21 protein-coding genes are annotated in these 18730 nt (G+C 63.4%); 7 read left to right on the top strand and 14 right to left on the bottom strand.

The features are described 5' to 3' along the window. Window position 1: 1 nt before the first annotated feature. The 5 genes from C9427_RS26680 to C9427_RS26660 all read right to left on the bottom strand — a co-directional run bounded on the left by C9427_RS26680 (window position 2) and on the right by C9427_RS26660 (window position 5268). The gene (locus C9427_RS26680; RefSeq protein ID WP_280954160.1) at window positions 2-739 is read right to left on the bottom strand and encodes a phosphatidylserine decarboxylase; all 738 of its coding nucleotides are present in this window, start codon (window positions 737-739) and stop codon (window positions 2-4) included. Between the two features lie 90 nt (window positions 740-829). Further along, window positions 830-1177: an antibiotic biosynthesis monooxygenase gene (locus C9427_RS26675; protein ID WP_107652053.1), complete on the bottom strand. Its 348-nt coding sequence runs from the start codon at window positions 1175-1177 to the stop codon at window positions 830-832. Between the two features lie 292 nt (window positions 1178-1469). Further along, a complete protein-coding gene (locus C9427_RS26670; protein WP_107652052.1) occupies window positions 1470-3359 on the bottom strand; it encodes an ABCB family ABC transporter ATP-binding protein/permease in 1890 nt (629 codons plus the stop codon). Window positions 3360-3374: 15 nt separating this feature from the next. Next, window positions 3375-3707: an ArsR/SmtB family transcription factor gene (locus C9427_RS26665; protein WP_107652051.1), complete on the bottom strand. Its 333-nt coding sequence runs from the start codon at window positions 3705-3707 to the stop codon at window positions 3375-3377. A 64-nt stretch (window positions 3708-3771) separates the two neighbouring features. Further along, window positions 3772-5268: a LysM peptidoglycan-binding domain-containing protein gene (locus C9427_RS26660; RefSeq protein ID WP_107652050.1), complete on the bottom strand. Its 1497-nt coding sequence runs from the start codon at window positions 5266-5268 to the stop codon at window positions 3772-3774. A gap of 132 nt (window positions 5269-5400) precedes the next feature. Here C9427_RS26660 and C9427_RS26655 point away from each other — a divergent pair, with 132 nt between their 5' ends. Next, entirely contained in the window at window positions 5401-6012 is a 612-nt protein-coding gene (locus tag C9427_RS26655) for an LOG family protein (RefSeq protein ID WP_107652049.1), read from the top strand. Window positions 6013-6201: 189 nt separating this feature from the next. Then, window positions 6202-7203 (top strand): transporter, encoded by a 1002-nt coding sequence (locus C9427_RS26650; RefSeq protein ID WP_107652048.1) that lies wholly within the window; start codon window positions 6202-6204, stop codon window positions 7201-7203. A gap of 10 nt (window positions 7204-7213) precedes the next feature. Here C9427_RS26650 and rarD read toward each other — a convergent pair whose 3' ends face one another. The 7 genes from rarD to cysS form a co-directional block, all read right to left on the bottom strand. Then, the gene (rarD, locus tag C9427_RS26645; RefSeq protein WP_107652047.1) at window positions 7214-8122 is read right to left on the bottom strand and encodes an EamA family transporter RarD; all 909 of its coding nucleotides are present in this window, start codon (window positions 8120-8122) and stop codon (window positions 7214-7216) included. Window positions 8123-8205: 83 nt separating this feature from the next. Further along, the gene (gene cimA, locus C9427_RS26640; protein WP_208636423.1) at window positions 8206-9828 is read right to left on the bottom strand and encodes a citramalate synthase; all 1623 of its coding nucleotides are present in this window, start codon (window positions 9826-9828) and stop codon (window positions 8206-8208) included. Beyond that, the gene (pip, locus tag C9427_RS26635) at window positions 9825-10796 is read right to left on the bottom strand and encodes a prolyl aminopeptidase (protein WP_107652045.1); all 972 of its coding nucleotides are present in this window, start codon (window positions 10794-10796) and stop codon (window positions 9825-9827) included. Before pip ends, cimA begins: the two co-directional genes overlap by 4 nt. After that, window positions 10793-11269: a GFA family protein gene (locus C9427_RS26630; RefSeq protein ID WP_107652044.1), complete on the bottom strand. Its 477-nt coding sequence runs from the start codon at window positions 11267-11269 to the stop codon at window positions 10793-10795. The genes pip and C9427_RS26630 overlap by 4 nt, the downstream gene beginning before the upstream one ends. After that, window positions 11266-11757, bottom strand: coding sequence for a GFA family protein (locus C9427_RS26625; RefSeq protein WP_097577034.1), 492 nt, complete (start codon window positions 11755-11757; stop codon window positions 11266-11268). Before C9427_RS26625 ends, C9427_RS26630 begins: the two co-directional genes overlap by 4 nt. Window positions 11758-11763: 6 nt before the next feature. Continuing rightward, the gene (locus C9427_RS26620) at window positions 11764-12150 is read right to left on the bottom strand and encodes a VOC family protein (protein WP_107652043.1); all 387 of its coding nucleotides are present in this window, start codon (window positions 12148-12150) and stop codon (window positions 11764-11766) included. Next, complete coding sequence (gene cysS / locus C9427_RS26615; protein WP_107652042.1) at window positions 12147-13583, bottom strand: cysteine--tRNA ligase; 1437 nt, start codon at window positions 13581-13583, stop codon at window positions 12147-12149. Before cysS ends, C9427_RS26620 begins: the two co-directional genes overlap by 4 nt. A gap of 392 nt (window positions 13584-13975) precedes the next feature. On the opposite strand from cysS, the gene C9427_RS26610 reads away from it, so the two are divergent. Further along, complete coding sequence (locus tag C9427_RS26610; RefSeq protein WP_107652166.1) at window positions 13976-14131, top strand: hypothetical protein; 156 nt, start codon at window positions 13976-13978, stop codon at window positions 14129-14131. A gap of 65 nt (window positions 14132-14196) precedes the next feature. On the opposite strand, the gene C9427_RS26605 is transcribed toward C9427_RS26610, so the two are convergent. Then, on the bottom strand, window positions 14197-14958 hold the full coding sequence (locus C9427_RS26605) for an SOS response-associated peptidase (protein WP_107652041.1): 762 nt from the start codon (window positions 14956-14958) through the stop codon (window positions 14197-14199). 117 nt (window positions 14959-15075) lie between these two features. Between C9427_RS26605 and C9427_RS26600 the strand changes: the two genes are divergently transcribed. From C9427_RS26600 to C9427_RS26585, 4 genes are all read left to right on the top strand, one after another. Continuing rightward, window positions 15076-15492: an NUDIX hydrolase gene (locus tag C9427_RS26600; RefSeq protein WP_107652040.1), complete on the top strand. Its 417-nt coding sequence runs from the start codon at window positions 15076-15078 to the stop codon at window positions 15490-15492. 50 nt (window positions 15493-15542) lie between these two features. Then, a complete protein-coding gene (locus C9427_RS26595; protein ID WP_107652039.1) occupies window positions 15543-15920 on the top strand; it encodes a TIGR02301 family protein in 378 nt (125 codons plus the stop codon). A gap of 363 nt (window positions 15921-16283) precedes the next feature. Next, a complete protein-coding gene (locus C9427_RS26590; RefSeq protein WP_107652038.1) occupies window positions 16284-16541 on the top strand; it encodes a hypothetical protein in 258 nt (85 codons plus the stop codon). A 42-nt stretch (window positions 16542-16583) separates the two neighbouring features. Then, window positions 16584-17387 carry a hypothetical protein gene (locus tag C9427_RS26585; protein ID WP_167434492.1) on the top strand — a complete coding sequence of 268 codons (804 nt, stop codon included), beginning with the start codon at window positions 16584-16586 and terminating at the stop codon, window positions 17385-17387. Window positions 17388-17397: 10 nt separating this feature from the next. Here the strand turns inward: C9427_RS26585 and C9427_RS26580 are convergent, their stop codons facing one another. Next, entirely contained in the window at window positions 17398-18729 is a 1332-nt protein-coding gene (locus C9427_RS26580; protein ID WP_107652036.1) for a dihydroorotase, read from the bottom strand. Between the last annotated feature and the right edge of the window lies 1 nt (window position 18730).

The following is an 18730-nucleotide window of genomic DNA, read 5'->3' as shown; positions in this document are numbered from 1 at the left end:
GTCAGGAAATCCGCACGAGCGGCGTCGCGGCAACGCCGCCGAATTCGGCCAATACGGTCTCGCCGCCGACTGCGGTCTGGCCGACGGCAACGCGCGGCGTCGCGGTGGACGGCAGGAACACGTCGACGCGCGAGCCGAAGCGGATCAGCCCGAAACGTTCGCCGATGGCAAGCGCGTTGCCGGGCTCGGCCCAGCAGACGATGCGCCGCGCCACCAGCCCGGCGACCTGCACCGCCGCCACCGTGCCGTTGGGGCTGTCGATGACCAGCCCGTTGCGCTCGTTCTCGGAGCTTGCCTTGTCGAGTTCGGCATTGAGGAATTTGCCCGGCCGGTGCTCGATCCTGGAAATGCGGCCACGCACCGGGGCGCGGTTCACATGGCAGGAAAAGACGTTCATGAACACCGAGATACGGGTCATCTCGCCACTGCCGAGACCCAGTTCGCGCGGCGGAACGGCCGGGCCAACCGCCGAGATGATGCCGTCGGCGGGGCTCACCACCAGCCGGTCGTCGACGGGCGTGACGCGCTCGGGGTCACGGAAGAAATAGGCGCACCACGCCGTCAGTATGAGGCCAATCCAGAACAGGAATGTGGAGAAATACCCAAGCACCAACGTCGCCGCGCCGAAGGCGGCAATGAAGGGATAGCCCTCGCGATGGATCGGAACGAACGCATTCTTGATCGTATCGACGATACTCATTGGATGGAGCTCATGGGATGGGGGCGGTCCCTGTTTCAGGTCCGGCCTCAATAGCCGAAAGCCCCCCTTCCCGCAACGCAACAATGGGAGTGGCCTGGCTCACCCGGCGCCAGGCGCGGGCTAACCTTCCTACAACTCGGGCAAGCGCTGATAGTTGGCGATGTCGGCCCGCACGCCAAGCCGGGCGATTGTCTCCTGCGGGTTGAAGCCCGCCCGCTCATGCGCCGCCCTGACGATCGGCACGACGTTGTCGATGGCCGCCTGGCTCTCCCATTCGACGATGGTGACGAGGTTGAATTCGCCTGGCCCCGAGAATTGCTCGAGCAGGAAATCCTGCACGAAGCCTTGCTGGAGGCGCAGCAATTCATGCGTCGCCCTGACCTTGCGCAGTATCTCCTCGCGGGCCTCGGCCGGGACGACGAACTTGTCGACCCTGAACACGCTGTCATTGCCAAGCTTTTGATTCAGTTGATTCATTTCGTCTGTCTCCGATCGCAAACAGGCGCACGACGCACCTTCGGCCGACGTCTACGATCTCAACTTAAGTTGAGGTCAAGCGGGAATTTCGGTTTAGCCTTCTCCCCTTGTGGGAGAAGGTGGATCGGCGCGTAGCGCCGAGATAGATGAGGGGTATTGGAAGAAACACCATGTGTTAAAATATCGAATGATTTCAATCGCTTGCTTTCAAGGCGGCGATCCTTCCAGCACCCCTCATCCGACCTCGCTTCGCGAGGCCACCTTCTCCCACAAGGGGAGAAGGAAAGTGGCGCTACGACACCTCTGACGTCCGCCGCCGCACCACCACACCCAGCTCGTCGGTCTCGCGGGCGATGCGCAGCCGCTCCTCGGCCTCGGTCGCCTCGCGCTGACGATCCCACATCGAGGCGTAGAGGCCGTGCTTGCGCAGCAGATCGGCATGGGTGCCGCGCTCGGCGATCTGGCCGTCCTTGAGCACAATGATCTCGTCGGCGGTGATCACAGTCGACAGCCGATGGGCAATGACGATGGTGGTGCGGCCCTTGCTGACAAGATCGAGTGCGGCCTGGATCTCCTGCTCGGTGTGGCTGTCCAGCGCCGAGGTCGCCTCGTCGAGTATCAGGATCGGCGGCGCCTTCAGGATGGTGCGGGCAATGGCCACGCGCTGCTTCTCGCCGCCGGAGAGTTTCAACCCGCGCTCGCCGACCATCGAACGGTAACCGTCGGGCAGCCGGTCGATGAAAGGTCCGATCTGGGCAAGCTCGGCGGCCTTGCGTACGTCGTCCTCGCTGGCGTCGATGCGGCCGTAGCGGATGTTGTAGGCGATGGTGTCGTTGAACAGCACGGTGTCCTGCGGCACCATGCCGATCGACGCGCGCAGGCTCTCCTGCGTCACGTCCCTGACATCCTGGTCGTCAATCAGCACCTGGCCATCCTGGACATCATAGAAGCGGAACAGCAGCCGCGAAATGGTCGACTTGCCAGCACCCGATGGCCCGACGATGGCGACCGTCTTGCCGGCCGGCACCTCGAAGCTGACGCCTTTCAGGATCTTGCGGTTGGGGTCATAGGAGAAATGCACGTCGCGGAATTCGATCTTGCCGGCCGAGACGGCAAGCGGCCTGGCGTCTGGTTTGTCGACGATCTCCTGGCGGACATCGAGCAGGTCGAACATCTGCTCGATGTCAGTCAGCCCTTGCCGGATTTCGCGATAGATGAAGCCGATGAAGTTGAGCGGCACCGAAAGCTGCATCAGCATGGCATTGATGAAGACGAAGTCGCCGACCGTCTGCGTGCCGGCCTGCACCTCCAGTGCCGACATGCACATGACGACGACCGTGCCGAGGCCGAAGATAACGCCCTGGCCGAAGTTCAACCAGCCGAGCGAGGTCCAGATCCTGGTCGCGGCGCTCTCATAGCGCGCCATCGAGCGGTCGAAGCGCTCGGCCTCCATCGCCTCGTTGCCGAAATATTTGACCGTTTCGAAATTGAGCAGCGAATCGATCGCCTTGGTGTTGGCGTCGGTGTCGCTGTCGTTCATGTCGCGGCGGATGGTGATGCGCCAATCGCTCGCCTTCACCGTGAACCAGACGTAGATCCATACGGTCACGGCAACGACGGCGACATATTTCCAGCCATAGGTGAAGGCGAAGATGCCGGCTGTGAGCGCGAATTCGAGAATGGTCGGCGCCGTGTTGAGCATGATGAAGCGAACGATCGTCTCGATGCCCTTGGTGCCGCGCTCGATGATGCGCGAAAGGCCGCCGGTGCGGCGCTCGAGATGGAAGCGCAGCGACAGTTCATGCATGTGGACGAAGGTGCGGAAAGCGAGCTGGCGCACCGCATACTGCCCGACGCGGGCAAACAGCGCGTCGCGCAACTGGTTGAAGCCGAGTTGGACGAGACGCAGAAAATTGTAGGCGATCACGAGAGCGACCGGCGCCAAAAGGAAAGCTGGCAACAACGGCGGCAGGGCCGCGCCCTGCCCCGCCAGCGCATTGGTTGCCCATTTGAAGAAGTACGGCCCGGCGACGAGCACGAGTTTGGCGACGACAAGCAGCAAGGTCGCCCAGGTTACGCGCCAGCGCAGATCCGGGCGATCGGCCGGATACATGTACGGCCACAGATTGCGCAATGTATCGAGGGTCGAGCCGGAGTCGGCGGAGACGGTTTTTTCGGCCATTTTCTTGTCCTGTTCTCAGCAGCCGGAGCAGCAGGAGTTGACGAGCGCGGCCAGCGACACGGAAAGACCGGCGAGCGCATCGCGGTCGACCTGGTAGCGTGAACGCTGGCGGTCGGGCTCGTAGCGGACCAGACCGGCATCGACCAGTATCTTCAGGTGCTGGGAGACGGTGGACTGCGCCAGGTCGAGATGGTCGACCACCTCCCGGCAGCAGCAGGAGTGGCTGGCCGACAGATGTTTGAGGATCTCGATGCGGGCCGGATGCGAAAGTGCAGCGAGCTTGGCGGCAACGGCCTGGCTGTCGGCGAAGCCGCAGGTGTTCCGGGGCTCAATCAGGAGAGTATTCATCGTCTATCGGCGATAGACGATGAATGAAGTTTCTTCAAGACCTTGGAAAGGAGAAAAAAGATTTCTACTCTGTCTTCGCCGGAGCCGTCGTCATCTGGTCGCCCATTGCCTTGAGGTTGGCGGGTTCGCCTTCCTTCGACTTTTCCGGAACCTTGAACACCTGCCCCGGCCAGATGCGGTCGGGATCGGCGATCTGATCCTGGTTGGCGAGGTAGATGGTCGAATAGCGCATGCCCTGGCCGTAGACCCGCCGCGAAATCCGCCACAGCGTATCGTGGCGGCGGATGATGACGGCGCTGTCGGCATGCTCGAGCTTGGGCGCCACCGTCTCGGGAACTTCAGTTGGTGGCGTCGCCGTGGCAATGTCGGCAGGCGCCTCGGGCGCAGGTGCAGCCGGATTGGTGGCAGCAACGGCGGGCGGCGTGGAAGGCTCTGTTGCGGATGCCGCCGGTGCCTCGGCGCCGGCGACCGCCGGCTGGGCTGGTTTGACCTCGGTTGGCTTGGCCTCGGCGGGCGCCACGGCGGCAACCGCCTCACCCGGCTCGCGCTCGAACGGCACGGCGGCGCGGGCCACCACCTTGACCCCGTCGGCATCGAGCGCATCGACATGGATGGTGTAGGTGCCGACCGGAATGTCGCGCGTCGCCTCGACCAGGAAATGGCCATCCGGCGAGGTTTTCGCGTCGCCAAGCAGAATGTCGTTGGCATAGGCGCGAACCTTGCGGCCTGGATCGCCGATGCCGGCGACGAAAATCTTCTTGCCGTCGATCTCGACTGCCTCGACGACGATCTTGGGTTCCGCCCCCGGCGTGGCAGGTGCTGGAGGTGTTGCCGGAGCCGGCGCGGGTGCGGCTTCCACTACAGCAGGCGCGTCGGGCGCCGGTTGCGTCGCGGCGGGCGCTTCCATCGCCGGAGCGGCCGCCTGCTCGCCGGCGGGCGGTGTTTGCGGCTTTGTCTCGGGCGCGGGAACCGTGAGCAGCTCGGATGGCTTGCCCGGTTCCTCGACCATGGCCAGCACCTGGCCCGCCGGATTCTGGGGAATCGAGACAACAGCGGTCTGTGCCGAGTTGATCACCACAGTGCCAGTCGAGCGCAACGTGATCGTATAGTCGCCAGGCTTCAGCGGATTGTCGAGAACGATGGCAAAGGCGCCATCCGAACCTGCGACCGTCGAGCCGAGAACTGTCGAACCATTGAGGACCTCGACCTTGGCGTTGGGCACCGCATTGCCGGCGATGACGATCGAGCCGTTGCTTTCGACCCGAACGATGTCGAAGGTCGGCGCGATCGGGCCGGTCGCGGCGGGTGCAGCAGGTGCTGCTGGAGCAGCCGGAGCAGCCGCATCCGAAGCCGGCGCAGCGGGCGCCATTGCGTTGCTGTCCGGCGCGGGTGCGGCCGGTGTCTTCGCGTCGGTGGCCGTTGGGGGCGTCAGCGTCGCCACTTCGGCCGGCGGCGCACGATTGAGATACGGGTCGAGCGCGCCCGACACATAGGCGGTTCCCGCCGCGGCTACCGAGCCACCTGCCGCGAATAAAAGCGCCTTTAATGGGTTAATTGCCATAGTTCCCTGCCCCTTAGCCACCTAACGCCGGTCTAGCCTGTTTTAGCAAACCCTACAAGAAAAAGGGCCCCGCAAGAAAAAGGTTCGCCCCGGGCTTGACCACACCTGCCGTCCCTATCACCAATCATCGGTATGAACACGATTCGATCCGTCTGCGTCTATTGCGGTTCGTCTCCGGGCCGCGATGAAACCTACGCCAAGGCCGGGCACTTGCTTGGCCGCTCGATTGCCAGGTCCGGCCTGCGTCTGATCTATGGCGGCGGCACCAAAGGCATCATGGGCGCCGTCGCCGATGGCGCGCTCAAGGCCGGTGGCAAGGTGACTGGCATCATTCCGCGCTTCCTGATCAACAGGGAAGCAACCGAGAGCGCCCTCGACAAGCTCGATGAACTGGTGATCACCGACAACATGCACGAGCGCAAGCACAGGATGTTCGAGAAATCCGACGCCTTTGTGGCGCTGCCGGGCGGCATCGGCACGGTCGAGGAGATCGTCGAGATCATGACCTGGGGCCAACTGGGCCACCACCGCAAGCCGATCGTCTTCGCCAACATAAAGGGGTTTTGGGATCCGATGCTTTCGCTGCTCGATCACATGTCGGCCGAAGGCTTCATCCACACCGCCCAGCGGGTCAAGCCGCTGGTGGTCGACGACCCTGAAGCCATTGTCGCAGCCATCATGGTGGCGGGGTCCTCGGTCGATGCGCCAACCGAGGGCGTGCAGTCGGTGATCGACAAGATGTAGGGGAGTAAGGGAGTAGGGCAGTAAGGCAGTACGTGAATTGCAAAGAAAGCCTCCTCCTACTGCCCTACTGCCCCACTGCTGTGACCGGCTGTCAAGAAACCGTCACACAAAACCTGCAGCGGCCATGCTAGGATTCAGGGCCGGCAGCCACTCGCGCGATGCCGCGTTCAAGAAACTGGCGAAGCGACGATGAACATCGCTCTCAATGCGGAAGGCACCGACCTGTCCCCTTACCTGCCCGACGAGCACGGGCTGTTCTTCATCTATCACTTCACCGCCGAAGGCGTGCGCACCAAGGACGCCGCGCAAGCGTACTGGACCTGGCGCAGCTACCAGCTCTCCGACATGCGCGCCCGCCACGAGATCGCCGCCGATCAGGCTTTGCCGCCGCCGGTGCGCGAAGCCTTCCTGTCCACCAGCCATGGCTGCCACATCGACCTCGAGGATGATTGGCTCTATGGCGACCTGCCGGACCTGCGCCACGACTATTCGGCGGAAGCGCGCGGACTTGGCCATTTCCGCTTCGCCCTCAACGACACAATGCTGGTCGGCGCCCGCAAGCAACCGCTGCAGTCGGTCGACAATATCCGCAAGGCCATCGAGAACGGATCGCGCAAGTTCCGCTCGCCGGCCGAGCTGATCGAGGCCGTCGTTGGCCAGTCGTTCGACGGCATGGTGGCGGAACTCACCCGCCTCGGCGACACGCTCGATGGCATCGAGGATCGTATCGTCTGCGACGCATGGCACAATGAGCGGCAGGCGCTTGTAGACGCTCGCCGGCATCTGGTGGTGATCCACCGGCAGATGGCGACGCTGAGCAATCTGTTTCGCCATCTCGACCATTCGCATCGCAACGACCTGCCGGACACAATCAACGACATGGCGGCGCGGCTGTCGCACCGGGCGCATACGCTCTACCACGACGGCGAACAATTGCAGGCGCGCGCCCGGCTGTTGCAGGACGAATTGATGGCCAAGCTGACGACGGAGTCGAACCGCTTGCTTTACGTGCTCTCGGTGATGACGGCGGTGCTGCTGCCGATGACCATCATCTCCGGTCTGTTCGGCATGAATGTCGGCGGCCTGCCGTTCCTGGAAACGCCTTCCGGCTTCTGGATCGTCACCCTGTTTTCCTTCGCGGTGGCGGCTATCGTTTTCTTCGTCGTCACGCGGTTGGGCCGCAACGTTTAAAGCGTCGCGTTCAAGCCTTTCTCGCCGAGGTGAACATCGACCAGGAGTAGATCGCCAGCGCCGTCCAGATGAGGCCGAAGGCAATGGCCTGGGTGCTGCCGAAGGGTTCGCCGAAAATCAGCACGGCGATCAGAAACACAATGGTCGGCGCGATATATTGCATGATGCCGATGGTAGAGAGGCGCAGCAGCCTGGCGCCGAACGCGAACAACAGCAGCGGCACCGCGGTGACCGGGCCGCAGCCGATGAGCAGCGCTGTGTCGGCCGCATCGCCCGCTACAAAATGGTCCTGTCCGTTGGCGATCAGGAAGACGATGTAGGCAAGCGCCGGCACCGACAAGAGCAGCACTTCGAGTAGAAAACCCTGACTTGGGCCGATCGGCAGCGTTTTGCGGAAGAAGCCGTAGGCAGCGAAAGAAAACGCCAGCGCCAGCGACACCCAGGGCAGCTTGCCGGCATCGACGGTCAGCACCGCGACCGCGACGGCCGCCAGCACCACAGCGGCAACCTGAAGCCGGCCAAGCTGTTCGCTGAGCAGCAGCGCGCCGACGACGACGCTGACCAGCGGGTTGATATAGTAGCCCAGCGCGGTCTCCACGGTGCGGTCGACGGCGATCGCCCAGACATAGATGCCCCAGTTGACCGAGATCAGCGCCGCCGTCAGCGCGGCCATTGCGATGGTGCGCGGCGAGCGGATTGCGGCCTTGAAGTCCGCGGTGCGGCCGGCCCAGACCAGAACGGCGGCGGCGATCGGCACCGACCAGACGATGCGGTGCGCGATGACTTCGGCCAGCGGCAGATGCGCGACCGCCTTCATATAGAAGGGCAGCAGCCCCCACAGGAGATAGGCGCCCAGCGCCAGGAGGAAGCCGCGACGGGCGTTGGAGGCTGCGTCCAGTTGAAGTCCTTGCGTGGCCATGGCCCAACGCTATGCGCCAGCCGTCTTGCCAAGACCATCGCAAATTGCTGATGGATCAATGGACTTTCGCTGATGGTTCAAGACTACTCCGCCGCCACCAGCCCGGCCATCTCGCGGTTCTTCATCAGCTTGTAGACGATCGAATCCATCAAAGCCTGGAAGGATGCGTCTATGATGTTTTCGGAGACGCCGACCGTCCACCAGCGGGCACCCGTCGAGTCGTGCGATTCGACCAGCACGCGGGTGATCGCCTCGGTGCCGCCATTCAGGATACGCACCTTGAAGTCGGCGAGTTCGAGGTCGGCGATCTCGTTCTGGTATTTGCCGAGATCCTTGCGCAGCGCGATGTCGAGCGCGTTGACGGGGCCGTGCCCTTCGGCCACCGACATCTTCTCCTCGCCCTCGACCAGCACCTTGACGATCGCCTCGGAGACCGTCTTCAGATTGCCATTGGCGTCGAAGCGGCGCTCGACCATGCAGCGGAATGAGGTGACGCTAAAGAACTCCGGTAGGCCATGCAGCATCTTGCGCGCCAAAAGCTCGAAAGACGCGTCGGCGCCTTCATAGGCGTAGCCCTCGGCCTCGCGTTCCTTGACCACTGATATCAGCGCATCGAGCCGGTGGTCGTCCTTCGGCACGTCGATGCCACGCCGCTTCAGCTCGGCGAGGAAATTGGCCTTGCCGCCCTGGTCCGAGACCATGACGCGGCGCCGGTTGCCGACAGTTTCCGGGGGCACATGCTCATAGGTCGCCGGCTCCTTGGCCAGCGCCGAGGCATGGATGCCGGCCTTGGTGGCGAAGGCAGAGGCGCCGACATAAGGCGCCTGTGCTTCCGGCGCGCGGTTCAGCAATTCGTCGAATGCGCGCGACAGGCGCGATATGCCGGTCAGCGCCTCGGCCGAAATGCCGGTTTCGAAGCGGTCGGCGAAAGCCGGCTTCAACGCCAGCGTCGGCACGATCGAGATCAAATTGGCATTACCGCAGCGCTCGCCGATGCCGTTCAGCGTACCCTGGATCTGGCGGACGCCCGCTTCGACGGCAGCAAGCGAATTCGCCACCGCCTGGCCGGTGTCGTCATGGGCATGGATGCCGAGATGATCACCCGGAATGCCCGCCGCGATGACGTTCTTGATGATGGCGCGGACTTCCGAGGGCTGCGTGCCGCCATTGGTGTCGCATAGCACCACCCAGCGCGCGCCGGCCTCGAAGGCGGTCTTTGCGCAGGCCAGCGCGTAGGAGGCATTGGCCTTGAAGCCGTCGAAGAAATGCTCGCAGTCGACCATGGCTTCCTTGCCGGCGGCAACCGCCGCTTCGACCGAAGCCTTGATGGAGTCAAGGTTTTCCTCGTTGGTGCAGCCGAGCGCGACACGGACATGATAGTCCCAGCTCTTGGCGACGAAGCAGATGGCGTCCGACTGCGACTGGATGAGTGCGGCGAGGCCGGGATCGTTGGAGGCCGACACCCCTGCCCGCTTGGTCATGCCGAAGGCGACGAATTTGGCGCTGGCCGTGCGCTTCTTCTGAAAGAAGGCGGTGTCGGTCGGGTTGGCGCCGGGATAGCCGCCCTCGACATAGTCGATGCCGAACGCATCGAGCAGCTTGGCGATGGCGATCTTGTCCTCGACCGAAAAGTCGATGCCAGGCGTCTGCTGGCCATCGCGAAGGGTTGTGTCGAAGAGATAGAGACGCTCGCGAGCCATGGTCATTTCCCCGCAAACTTGTCCGTCGCCCGGATCAGCCGGTCGAGAATCCCGGGCTCGGAATAGGCATGACCGGCGCCCTCGATCAAATGGAAGTCCGCCTTTGACCACGCCTTGTGCAGCGCCCAGGCATAGCGCGCCGGGCACGGCATGTCGTAGCGGCCGTGGACGATGGTGCCCGGGATATCGCTCAGCTTGTGCGCGTCGCGCAGCAATTGCCCTTCCTCCAGCCAGCCGGCATGGACGAAATAATGGTTCTCGATGCGGGCGAAGGCGACGGCGTAGTCGTCCTCACCGAACGGGCCGCTGGTTTCGGGGTCGGGCAGCAGCGTGATCGTCTCGCCTTCCCACAGGCTCCATGCGCGGGCAGCCTCGATCTGCGCCTTGCGGTCGCAGCCGACCAGCCGCTTGCGGTAGGCGGCCATCATGTCGCCACGCTCGGCTACCGGGATCGGCGCCAGGAAGCGCTCCCATTTGTCGGGGAACATCTCGGAGACGCCGAACTGATAATACCATTCGAGCTCCGCGCGCGTCAGCGTGTAGATGCCGCGCACGACCAGTTCGCTGACCCTTTCAGGGTGCGTCTCGGCATAAGCCAATGCCAGCGTCGAGCCCCACGAGCCACCGAACACCAGCCATTTGTCGAAGCCGCACATCTGACGCAGGCGCTCGATGTCGGCGACCAGGTGCCAGGTGGTGTTGGCCTCGAGCGAGGCGTTGGGGGTCGACTTGCCGCAGCCGCGCTGATCGAACAGGACGACGTCGTAAAGCTTCGGATCGAACAGCCGCCGGTGCTTTGGCGAGATGGTGCCGCCCGGACCGCCATGCAGGAACACCGCCGGCTTGGCGCCTTTGGTGCCTGAGCGCTCCCAATAGACCTGATGGCCGTCGCCGACATCGAGCATGCCGGACTGAAAGGCCTCGATCTCGGGATAGAGGGTACGCAATTCGTTGTCTACGCCTTGTGGGCTCATAGTTTCAGGCCCTGCTGCGGCCAGTTGGCCGTCTCGTGATCGGGATGCTGGAAGGAGATGATCTGCTCCTGTCTCGCGTAATAATCCGGATCGTCATGGACCGGCGCATCGAAGATGGTCTCGACCCAGGGCAGCCTGGCGGGGTAATTGACCTGGATCCGCGGTGCGAGGTCGGAGCGGTCGTCAAAAGCGCCGATGGCGATCTCAAGCCCGCCCGGCTGCCGGTAGGTCAACGGCGTGCCGCAGCGGGCGCAGAAGCCGCGATCGATATTGACCGACGACTGGAAATAGCTCGGCTCCTCATGGGTCCATTCGACACCGTCCTTGGGCACCGTCACCAGCGCGCCGAAGAACGAGCCAAACTGCTTCTGGCACATACGGCAATGGCAGATGGACGGGCGGCCGAGCGCTCCCTTGATGCGGAAACGCACGGCGCCGCACTGGCAGCCGCCGGTTCTAACTTTCTCGGTCATGATCTTTCCTCTGGCGGCCATTGTTCAGTGTCGTGGTCGGGATGCTGGTAGGAGACGAGTTCGGCGAGATAGGGCGCCGACGAGATATCAGCCATGGTGTCTTCGCCCGGCAATTCGTGGATGTGATCGACATAGGCGAGTTTTGCTTCGGTGCCCCACTGGATGGTCGGCACGATGCCGGCCGGATCGTCGAAGGCGGCGATGGCAAGCGCGACACCGTCGGGCGCCTCGAAGGTCAGTGGCGTGCCGCACTCCGCGCAGAAGCCGCGTAGCGCGGCGCTGGAAGAGCGAAAGCGTTTCGGTTCGCCACGCGTCCAGTCGAGCTTGGCGCCACGCACGGACACCAGCGGCAGGTAGAAATTGCCGCTCGCCTTCTGGCACATGCGGCAATGGCAGACGGAGGCATCACCCAGTGCGCCTTCGACGCGGAAGCGCACCGCGCCGCACTGGCAGCCACCGGTATAGACCGGCCGGTTGTCGAGGCTCATTGCAGGTCACTCCGGAGCATGGCAGACCGCCTCGACATTGTTGCCGTCTGGATCGAAGACGAAGGCGCCGTAATAGTTCGCATGGTAGTGCGGGCGCAGGCCCGGCCCGCCATTGTCCTTGCCGCCGGCGGCGATTGCCGCGGCGTGGAAGGCGTCGACCTCGGCGCGGCTGCGCGCGGTGAAGGCGACATGCTGATGGTCCCGGGGCTTGTCCTTGCCGGCACTCAGCCAGAAGACCGGCCGGTCGCGGCCATAGCCGCCAACCTTGGCGCCGCCGGTATATTCCGTGGGCACCATGTAGAGCAGCGACGCGCCGAGCGGTCTCAATGCCTTGTCGTAGAACGCCTTCGACGCGTCGAAATCGGAAACAGTGATGCCAAGATGGTCGATCATCTTTTTACCTCCCAAGTGGTGATCCGTCCGCCGGTGATCGGATCCTTGCCGTCCTTCAACTGGACACCTTGCGCCAGAAGCTCGTCGCGGATGCGGTCGGCCTCGGTCCAGTTTTTCGCGGCGATCAGTTCCAGGCGCCTGGCGATGGCCTTGGCGATCTCGCCTTCATCGACCTTGGCCGCGCCGACATCGAAGCCGAGGAACAGAAGCGACGCCTTCAGCGAAGTGGCGGCATCGTTGCCCTCCGCCGCTTCACCAGCAAGCTGCGTCAGCACCTGGAAGGCGGCATAGGTGGCAAGATCGTCCGACAGGGCGTCCACCACGGCCGCCGGCAATTGTTGTGCTGCCGCCGGCGCCAGATCCGCGGCGCGTTTCCATTTGCGCAGGGTGTTTTCCGCCTCTTCCAGTTTCCGCACGGAAAAGTCGATCGGCTCGCGGTAGTGCGTCATCAGCATCGCCAGCCTGAGCACCTCGCCCGGCCATTTGCGGCCGCCAAAAATGTCGGTCTCCAGGAGCTCGTTGATCGAATAGAAATTGCCCAGGCTCTTGGACATCTTCTGCCCCTCGACCTGCAGGAAGCCGTTGTGCATCCACACCTTGGCCATCGTTTCGGTGCCGTGGGCGCAGCGCGACTGGGCAATCTCGTTCTCGTGGTGCGGGAAGATCAAATCGAGCCCGCCGCCATGGATGTCGAAGACCTCGCCGAGATAGGCGGCCGACATCGCCGAGCACTCGATGTGCCAGCCCGGCCTGCCCCTGCCCCACGGGCTGTCCCAGCCCGGCTCCTCCGGCGATGACAGTTTCCACAGCACGAAATCCTGCGGGTTCTTCTTGTGCGCGTCGACGGCGACCCGGGCGCCGGCCTGCTGTTCATCGAGATTGCGCTTCGACAACTGCCCGTAGTCCGGCATCGAGGCGGTGTCGAACAGAACTTCGCCTGCCGCAACATAGGCATGGCCGCGTTCGATCAAGCGTTGAATCAAGGAGATCATGTCGGCCTTGCCGTCGGGCCTGGGTGCGACGAATTCGGTGGCGCGCGGCTCGACCGTCGGCTCGAGGCAGCCGAGCATCGCCACGTCCTTGTGGAACTGATCGGCGGTCTTTTCGGTGACCCTTCGGATCGCCTCGTTCAACGACAGCTTTCCGGAAGTGATCTCGGCGCCGAAATCGCGCAGGGCGCGGTCGTTGATCTTGTCGTCGACATCCGTGATGTTGCGCACATACGTGACGTGCTTTTCGCCGTAAAGTTGGCGCAACAGACGGAACAGCACATCGAAGACGATCACCGGCCGCGCATTGCCGATATGGGCAAAATCGTAGACCGTCGGACCGCAAACATACATGCGCACATTGCGCGGATCGATCGGGACAAAATCCTCCTTCGTCCGCGTCAGCGTGTTGTAGAGGCGCAGGCCCTTCGATGCGTCAGACATTCGTGCCTTCCCGGTCCGTTAGTTTCTGGATGGAACCAGGCTTGCGCTCACACGCAAACCGACTCCAGCCTGCTGGCCGGGGCGTTTGTCCACTCTAGGGAAAGATGAGGCGAAAACGTCCGGACCAGCGCGAGGCTAGCCAATAATGCAAATGCCACAAATGGCGAAAGACGTTTTCATGGGCGGCTTTATCGCCTCACCCGGTGTTGCCGTCAAGTCGCAACAGCAAGCAAAAGCGTCGGTGGATCACAGGTAATGATGCACTGAAACATTTTATTAAACATGTCGGCACAGTCATGAAACATTCGCCGGCTAGATCGCCAAACGTCACGATTTGGTCGGATTCGACCAGCAAACGCAGACACGAAGACGTTACCAGGGAAGAGAAGACAATGCCTCGAACCAAGCAAGACACCAACCGCGCCAAGCAACCGACGCTGGCCAGCCAGTACCGGGCGATCGGACCGGCCGCGATCGTCGCCGCCCTTCTCCACACCGCGAAGAAGAAAAACCCGGCACAGAAGATCACGTCGCCGCGCGCTGCCTGATGCGACGTCCAACCGACGCCACGCGCAGGCAATGACGGCGCCGAAAGGCGCCAGGAAAATAGCAGCTAGAACAAGGTCATCTGGCTGTCGTCCGCGCCGGGCTTCTGGCGCCTGACCTTCTCGGGCTCCGGCCCGACGACACCCCTCACCTGAATCTCCGGCCCGGTGTTGGCAACCTTGTTGACAAGGTCGGAAACCGGGATGGCTTCGAAGAAATCAAGTTGCGCCGGCCGCAACAGGTCGATGACGTCGCGCGGCTCGAGCGCGCGGCAATCGAGCCAGCGGGCGAAATCCCGCGGGTGGATCACCACCGGCATCCGGTCATGGATGTGAGCGATGTCGGTATTGGCATGGACGGTCAGGATGGCGCCGGTGTCCATTTCAGAACCGCCCGGCTCGGCATAGGTCTCGATCAACCCGGCGAAGGCGACCAGCCCGCCATGCCTGGGCCTGATCCAATAGGGCTGCCCCCTCTTGCCACCAGTTTGCCGCCATTCGTAGAAGCCGGAGGCCGGCACCAGAGCGCGGCGGTGGCGCATGGCGGCGCGGAACGAGGCCTTTTCGACGGCTCCTTCCGAGCGCGCATTGAAGAGCAGCGGAAACTCCCTGGTGTCTTTCACCCAGGCCGGAATCAGTCCCCAGCGCACCAGCATCGCTTGCCTGTCAGGCAGGTTCGAACCCGGCGCAAGCGGTGGACCGGCGAGCGCCATCAGCACCGGCTGCGTCGGCGCGATATTGTAGCGGGCCGGAAAGTCCTCCAGTTCCGCCAGCCCGAGGAAGGCAGCGGTCTGGTCCGGTGTGGCGGTCAGGGCAAAGCGTCCGCACATGAATTCAGCTTTCGAATTGGTGACATGTGAAAGTGGCGATGGAACCCGCCTTTCGCAACCGCTAAAGCTGTTCACCGACGGCCGGTCCACAACGGGCTGTCTATCAAGCGGGAACTCATGGAAACACGCAGGATCATTCCGGCAGTCTCGGTCGCCGTCGTGCGTGGGAACACGGTACTGCTGGTCAAGCGAGCCAGGCCGCCCTCACAAGGCCTCTACGCCTTTCCAGGCGGCAAGGTCGAGGCCGGCGAGACGCTGGAGGAGGCAGCAGCCCGCGAACTGCTGGAGGAGACCGGCCTGCGCGCGGACGGCTATCGGTCGCTGCGCGAAATCGACATCGACGGCAGCGACGAGAACCATCCGGTCGACTACCGGTTGACGGTGTTCGGCGCGGCCTATGCCGATGGCGAGGCGATGGCCAGCGACGACGCCGAGACCGCAGCCTTCTATACGCTCGGCGAAATGACAACGCTGCCACTCGCCGGCTCGGTGTTTGAGGTGGCGGAGGAGTTGCTCGGAAAGACAGGGGAATAGCCCCCAAGAATCCGCCTTGCGGGCGACAAAATGTTTGGCCACATAGACTTATGACCCGCGCCTCGCTGTTCCTCGCAGCTTGCCTCGCCGCCAGCATGGCTGTCGGCGTGCCGCCGGCGTCCAGTGCCGAAGCCTCGTTCGAGCCCGGATTGATGCGGCTGGCGGAGGTGCTTGGCTCGCTGCATTTCCTGCGCAATCTGTGCGGCGAGAAAGGCGACCAGTGGCGCGTCGAGATGGAGAAGCTGATGGCTTCGGAAAACCCCGACCCCCAGCGGCGCGCCCGCTTCATCGCCAGTTTCAACCGCGGCTATCGTTCCTTCGGCGGCACCTACACGCAATGTACCGCTTCGGCGACGGAAGCCATCAGCCGTTACATGAAGGAAGGCGAAACGCTGTCGCGCGACATCGCCTCGCGCTACGGCAACTGACGCCGATTTTTCGGCCGCCCTCCGTCTCGGCGCCGTTCGCCACGTCGGCATTTGATCCTCCCTCCTTGTTTCCGGGAGCATCTTGGTGCAATCCTCATGTTGCACTTCTGCAACAGCATTAACGAAACGTTACGGCGTAGATGTGGAATTAACTCAAACTGAAGGTTTTCATCCCGCTCGCCGGTCTAATCGGCTAAGTTTTGAATCGGATAGAACGCAGGTTTGCTAGACGCGACGAGCCTTGTCGAAGACGACCCAGGAAATGTCGTATTTACAATGGCTTATTAGATCCGCGTGAAAAAGGGACAGCCCAAGCCTGATCCGTGTCTATCGGATCGCCGCTTGAAAAGGGTGAACATCGCAATGGAACATGCCGTCAACGACATCGACGCGCTGGTCAGGGAAGAAAAGCGCCTGACCGCCGTGGAAAGCCACAGCGAGGCCTGGGCGGAAGGGCTTTCGGCCGGAATCGAGCCGGAAATCATCGCCGAGGCAGCGCTGGAGACTGCGTTTGGCGAGATGCTGCGCGCCAACGGCGAGACTTCCGCCCTTGCCCTGCTCGACCGCATGCGTGAAAAAGTGATAGCCGGGGCCTTCGAACCGGAAAAGCTGCGGCACTAACCGGCATCCCGGGCGGGCGCGGGAACCAGGGAGAAGCAGGCAGTGATTTTTTCGATGTCAGGCAAGCCGTGTGGCTTGGTCCTTAGCATCTGGCTCGCCGTTTGCAGCGTTGCGATTCCGATTACCTTATGCCTGACGATCAGCCCCGCCCATGCACTGAGTGAAATCAAGCGCGAGGACCTTCCCGCGCCGGTCACGCCGCCCGCCAATGATGACATGTCGCCGCCAGGAAACGCGGTGCCGATGCCCGACCAACCTGGCACCACGCCGCCCGCGACCAGTCAGCCGGCACCGTCCGACGAGCCGGGACAAAAAGAACCGGAGGGGCCGGCGAATGATGGCGGCATGGCCAGCCCCCATGCCGATCCCGACGCTCCCTTGCCCGAAGTCGTCTACGACCTCGGCAAGCTGCCGGAGCCAGTCAGGCGCATGCATGATTTGATGGTCGAGGCCTGCAAGAGCGGCGACATCGAAAAACTCCGGCCGTTGATCGGCACGGGCGATGCGATGACCCAATTGTCGCTGAGCGAGATCGACGGCGACCCGATCGCCTTCCTCAAAGGTCTTGCGGGCGACACGGAAGGCCAGGAGATCCTCGCCATCATGGAAGAGGTGCTCAATGCCGGCTTCGTCCATGTCGACGTCGGCACGCCGCAGGAGCTCTATGTCTGGCCGTATTTCTTCGCCCTTCCGCTGGACAAGCTCGACGCCCGGCAACGGGTCGAGCTGTTCAAGATCGTCACCGCCGGCGACTATAACGACATGAAGCAGTTCGGCGCCTACATCTTCTACCGCGTCGGCATTACGCCCGCCGGAGAGTGGACGTTCTTCGTCGCCGGGGATTGAGCGCGTCCGCTCAAACGACCAAGGCTTCGGAAAACTCCACCGCCCTGCCCTGTCCGGACGTGACGATCTCGCCTTCCCACATGATCCGCCGACCGCGAACGATGGTGCCGACCGGCCAACCGGTCACCTCCTTGCCGTCATAGGGCGTCCAGCCGGCCTTGGAGCCGGCCTGCGCATTGGTGATGGTCTCGCGGCGCTTCAGGTCGACAATGGTGAAATCGGCATCGTAGCCGGCGGCGATACGGCCTTTCCTGGCCATGCCGAAGATGCGGTGCGGACCATGGCTGGAAAGATCGACGAAGCGCTGCAGGGTCAGCCGGCCGGCATTGACGTGATCCAGCATGATCGGCACCAGCGTCTGCACGCCGGTCATGCCCGACGGTGAGGCCGGATAGGACTTTGCCTTCTCGGCCAGCGTATGCGGCGCATGGTCGGAACCGAGCACATCGACGATGCCTTGCTGAATGCCGTGCCATATGCCGTCGCGGTGGCGTGCGGCGCGCACCGGCGGGTTCATCTGGATCAGCGTACCGAGCCGCGCATAATCGTCGGCTGCGAGTGTCAGATGATGCGGCGTCGCCTCACAGGTGGCGACATCCTTGTGCCGTTCGAGGAAGGCGATCTCCTCAGCGGTCGAGATGTGCAGCACGTGAATGCGGGCGCGCGCCTTGCGGGCGATCCGAACCAGCCGCTCGGTGCAGCGCAGTGCGGCGATCTCGTCGCGCCAGACCGGATGCGAGGACGGATCGCCCTCGATGCGTTCGCCAAGCCGCTCGCGCAGCCGGAACTCGTCCTCGGAGTGGAAGGCGGCGCGGCGACGCGTATTCCTGAGGATCGCGGCGACGCCCTCGTCGTCCTCGACCAGCAGGTCGCCGGTGGACGAGCCCATGAACACTTTTATGCCGGCGGCGCCGGGCAGCCGCTCCAGTTCACCGGCATCGCCGGCATTGTCGCGGGTGCCGCCGACCCAGAAGGCAAAGTCGCAATGCATGCGCCCGGAAGCGCGCCGCACCTTGTCGGCAAGGGCGGCCTCGCTGGTGGTCAGCGGATTGGTGTTGGGCATTTCGAACACGGCGGTGACGCCGCCGAGCACCGCCGCGCGGGAGCCGGTCTCGAGATCTTCCTTGTGCTCCAGCCCCGGCTCGCGGAAATGCACCTGGCTGTCGACGACACCGGGCAGGATATGCAGGCCGCGGCAGTCGATCGTCTCGCCGGCCGAGGCCTGGCCGAGATCGCCTATCGCCGAGATGCGACCCTGCTTGACACCGACATCGCGAAGACCTTCGCCGTCATGGTTGACCACGTTGCCGCCTGTCAGGATGAGGTCGTAGGTCGTGGCCATG

The organism is Mesorhizobium helmanticense, from assembly GCF_003034915.1.
GTDB lineage: Bacteria > Pseudomonadota > Alphaproteobacteria > Rhizobiales > Rhizobiaceae > Mesorhizobium > Mesorhizobium helmanticense.
The sequence above is the reverse complement of the archived record's forward strand: the minus strand, read 5'-3'. Positions and strand labels throughout refer to the sequence as shown.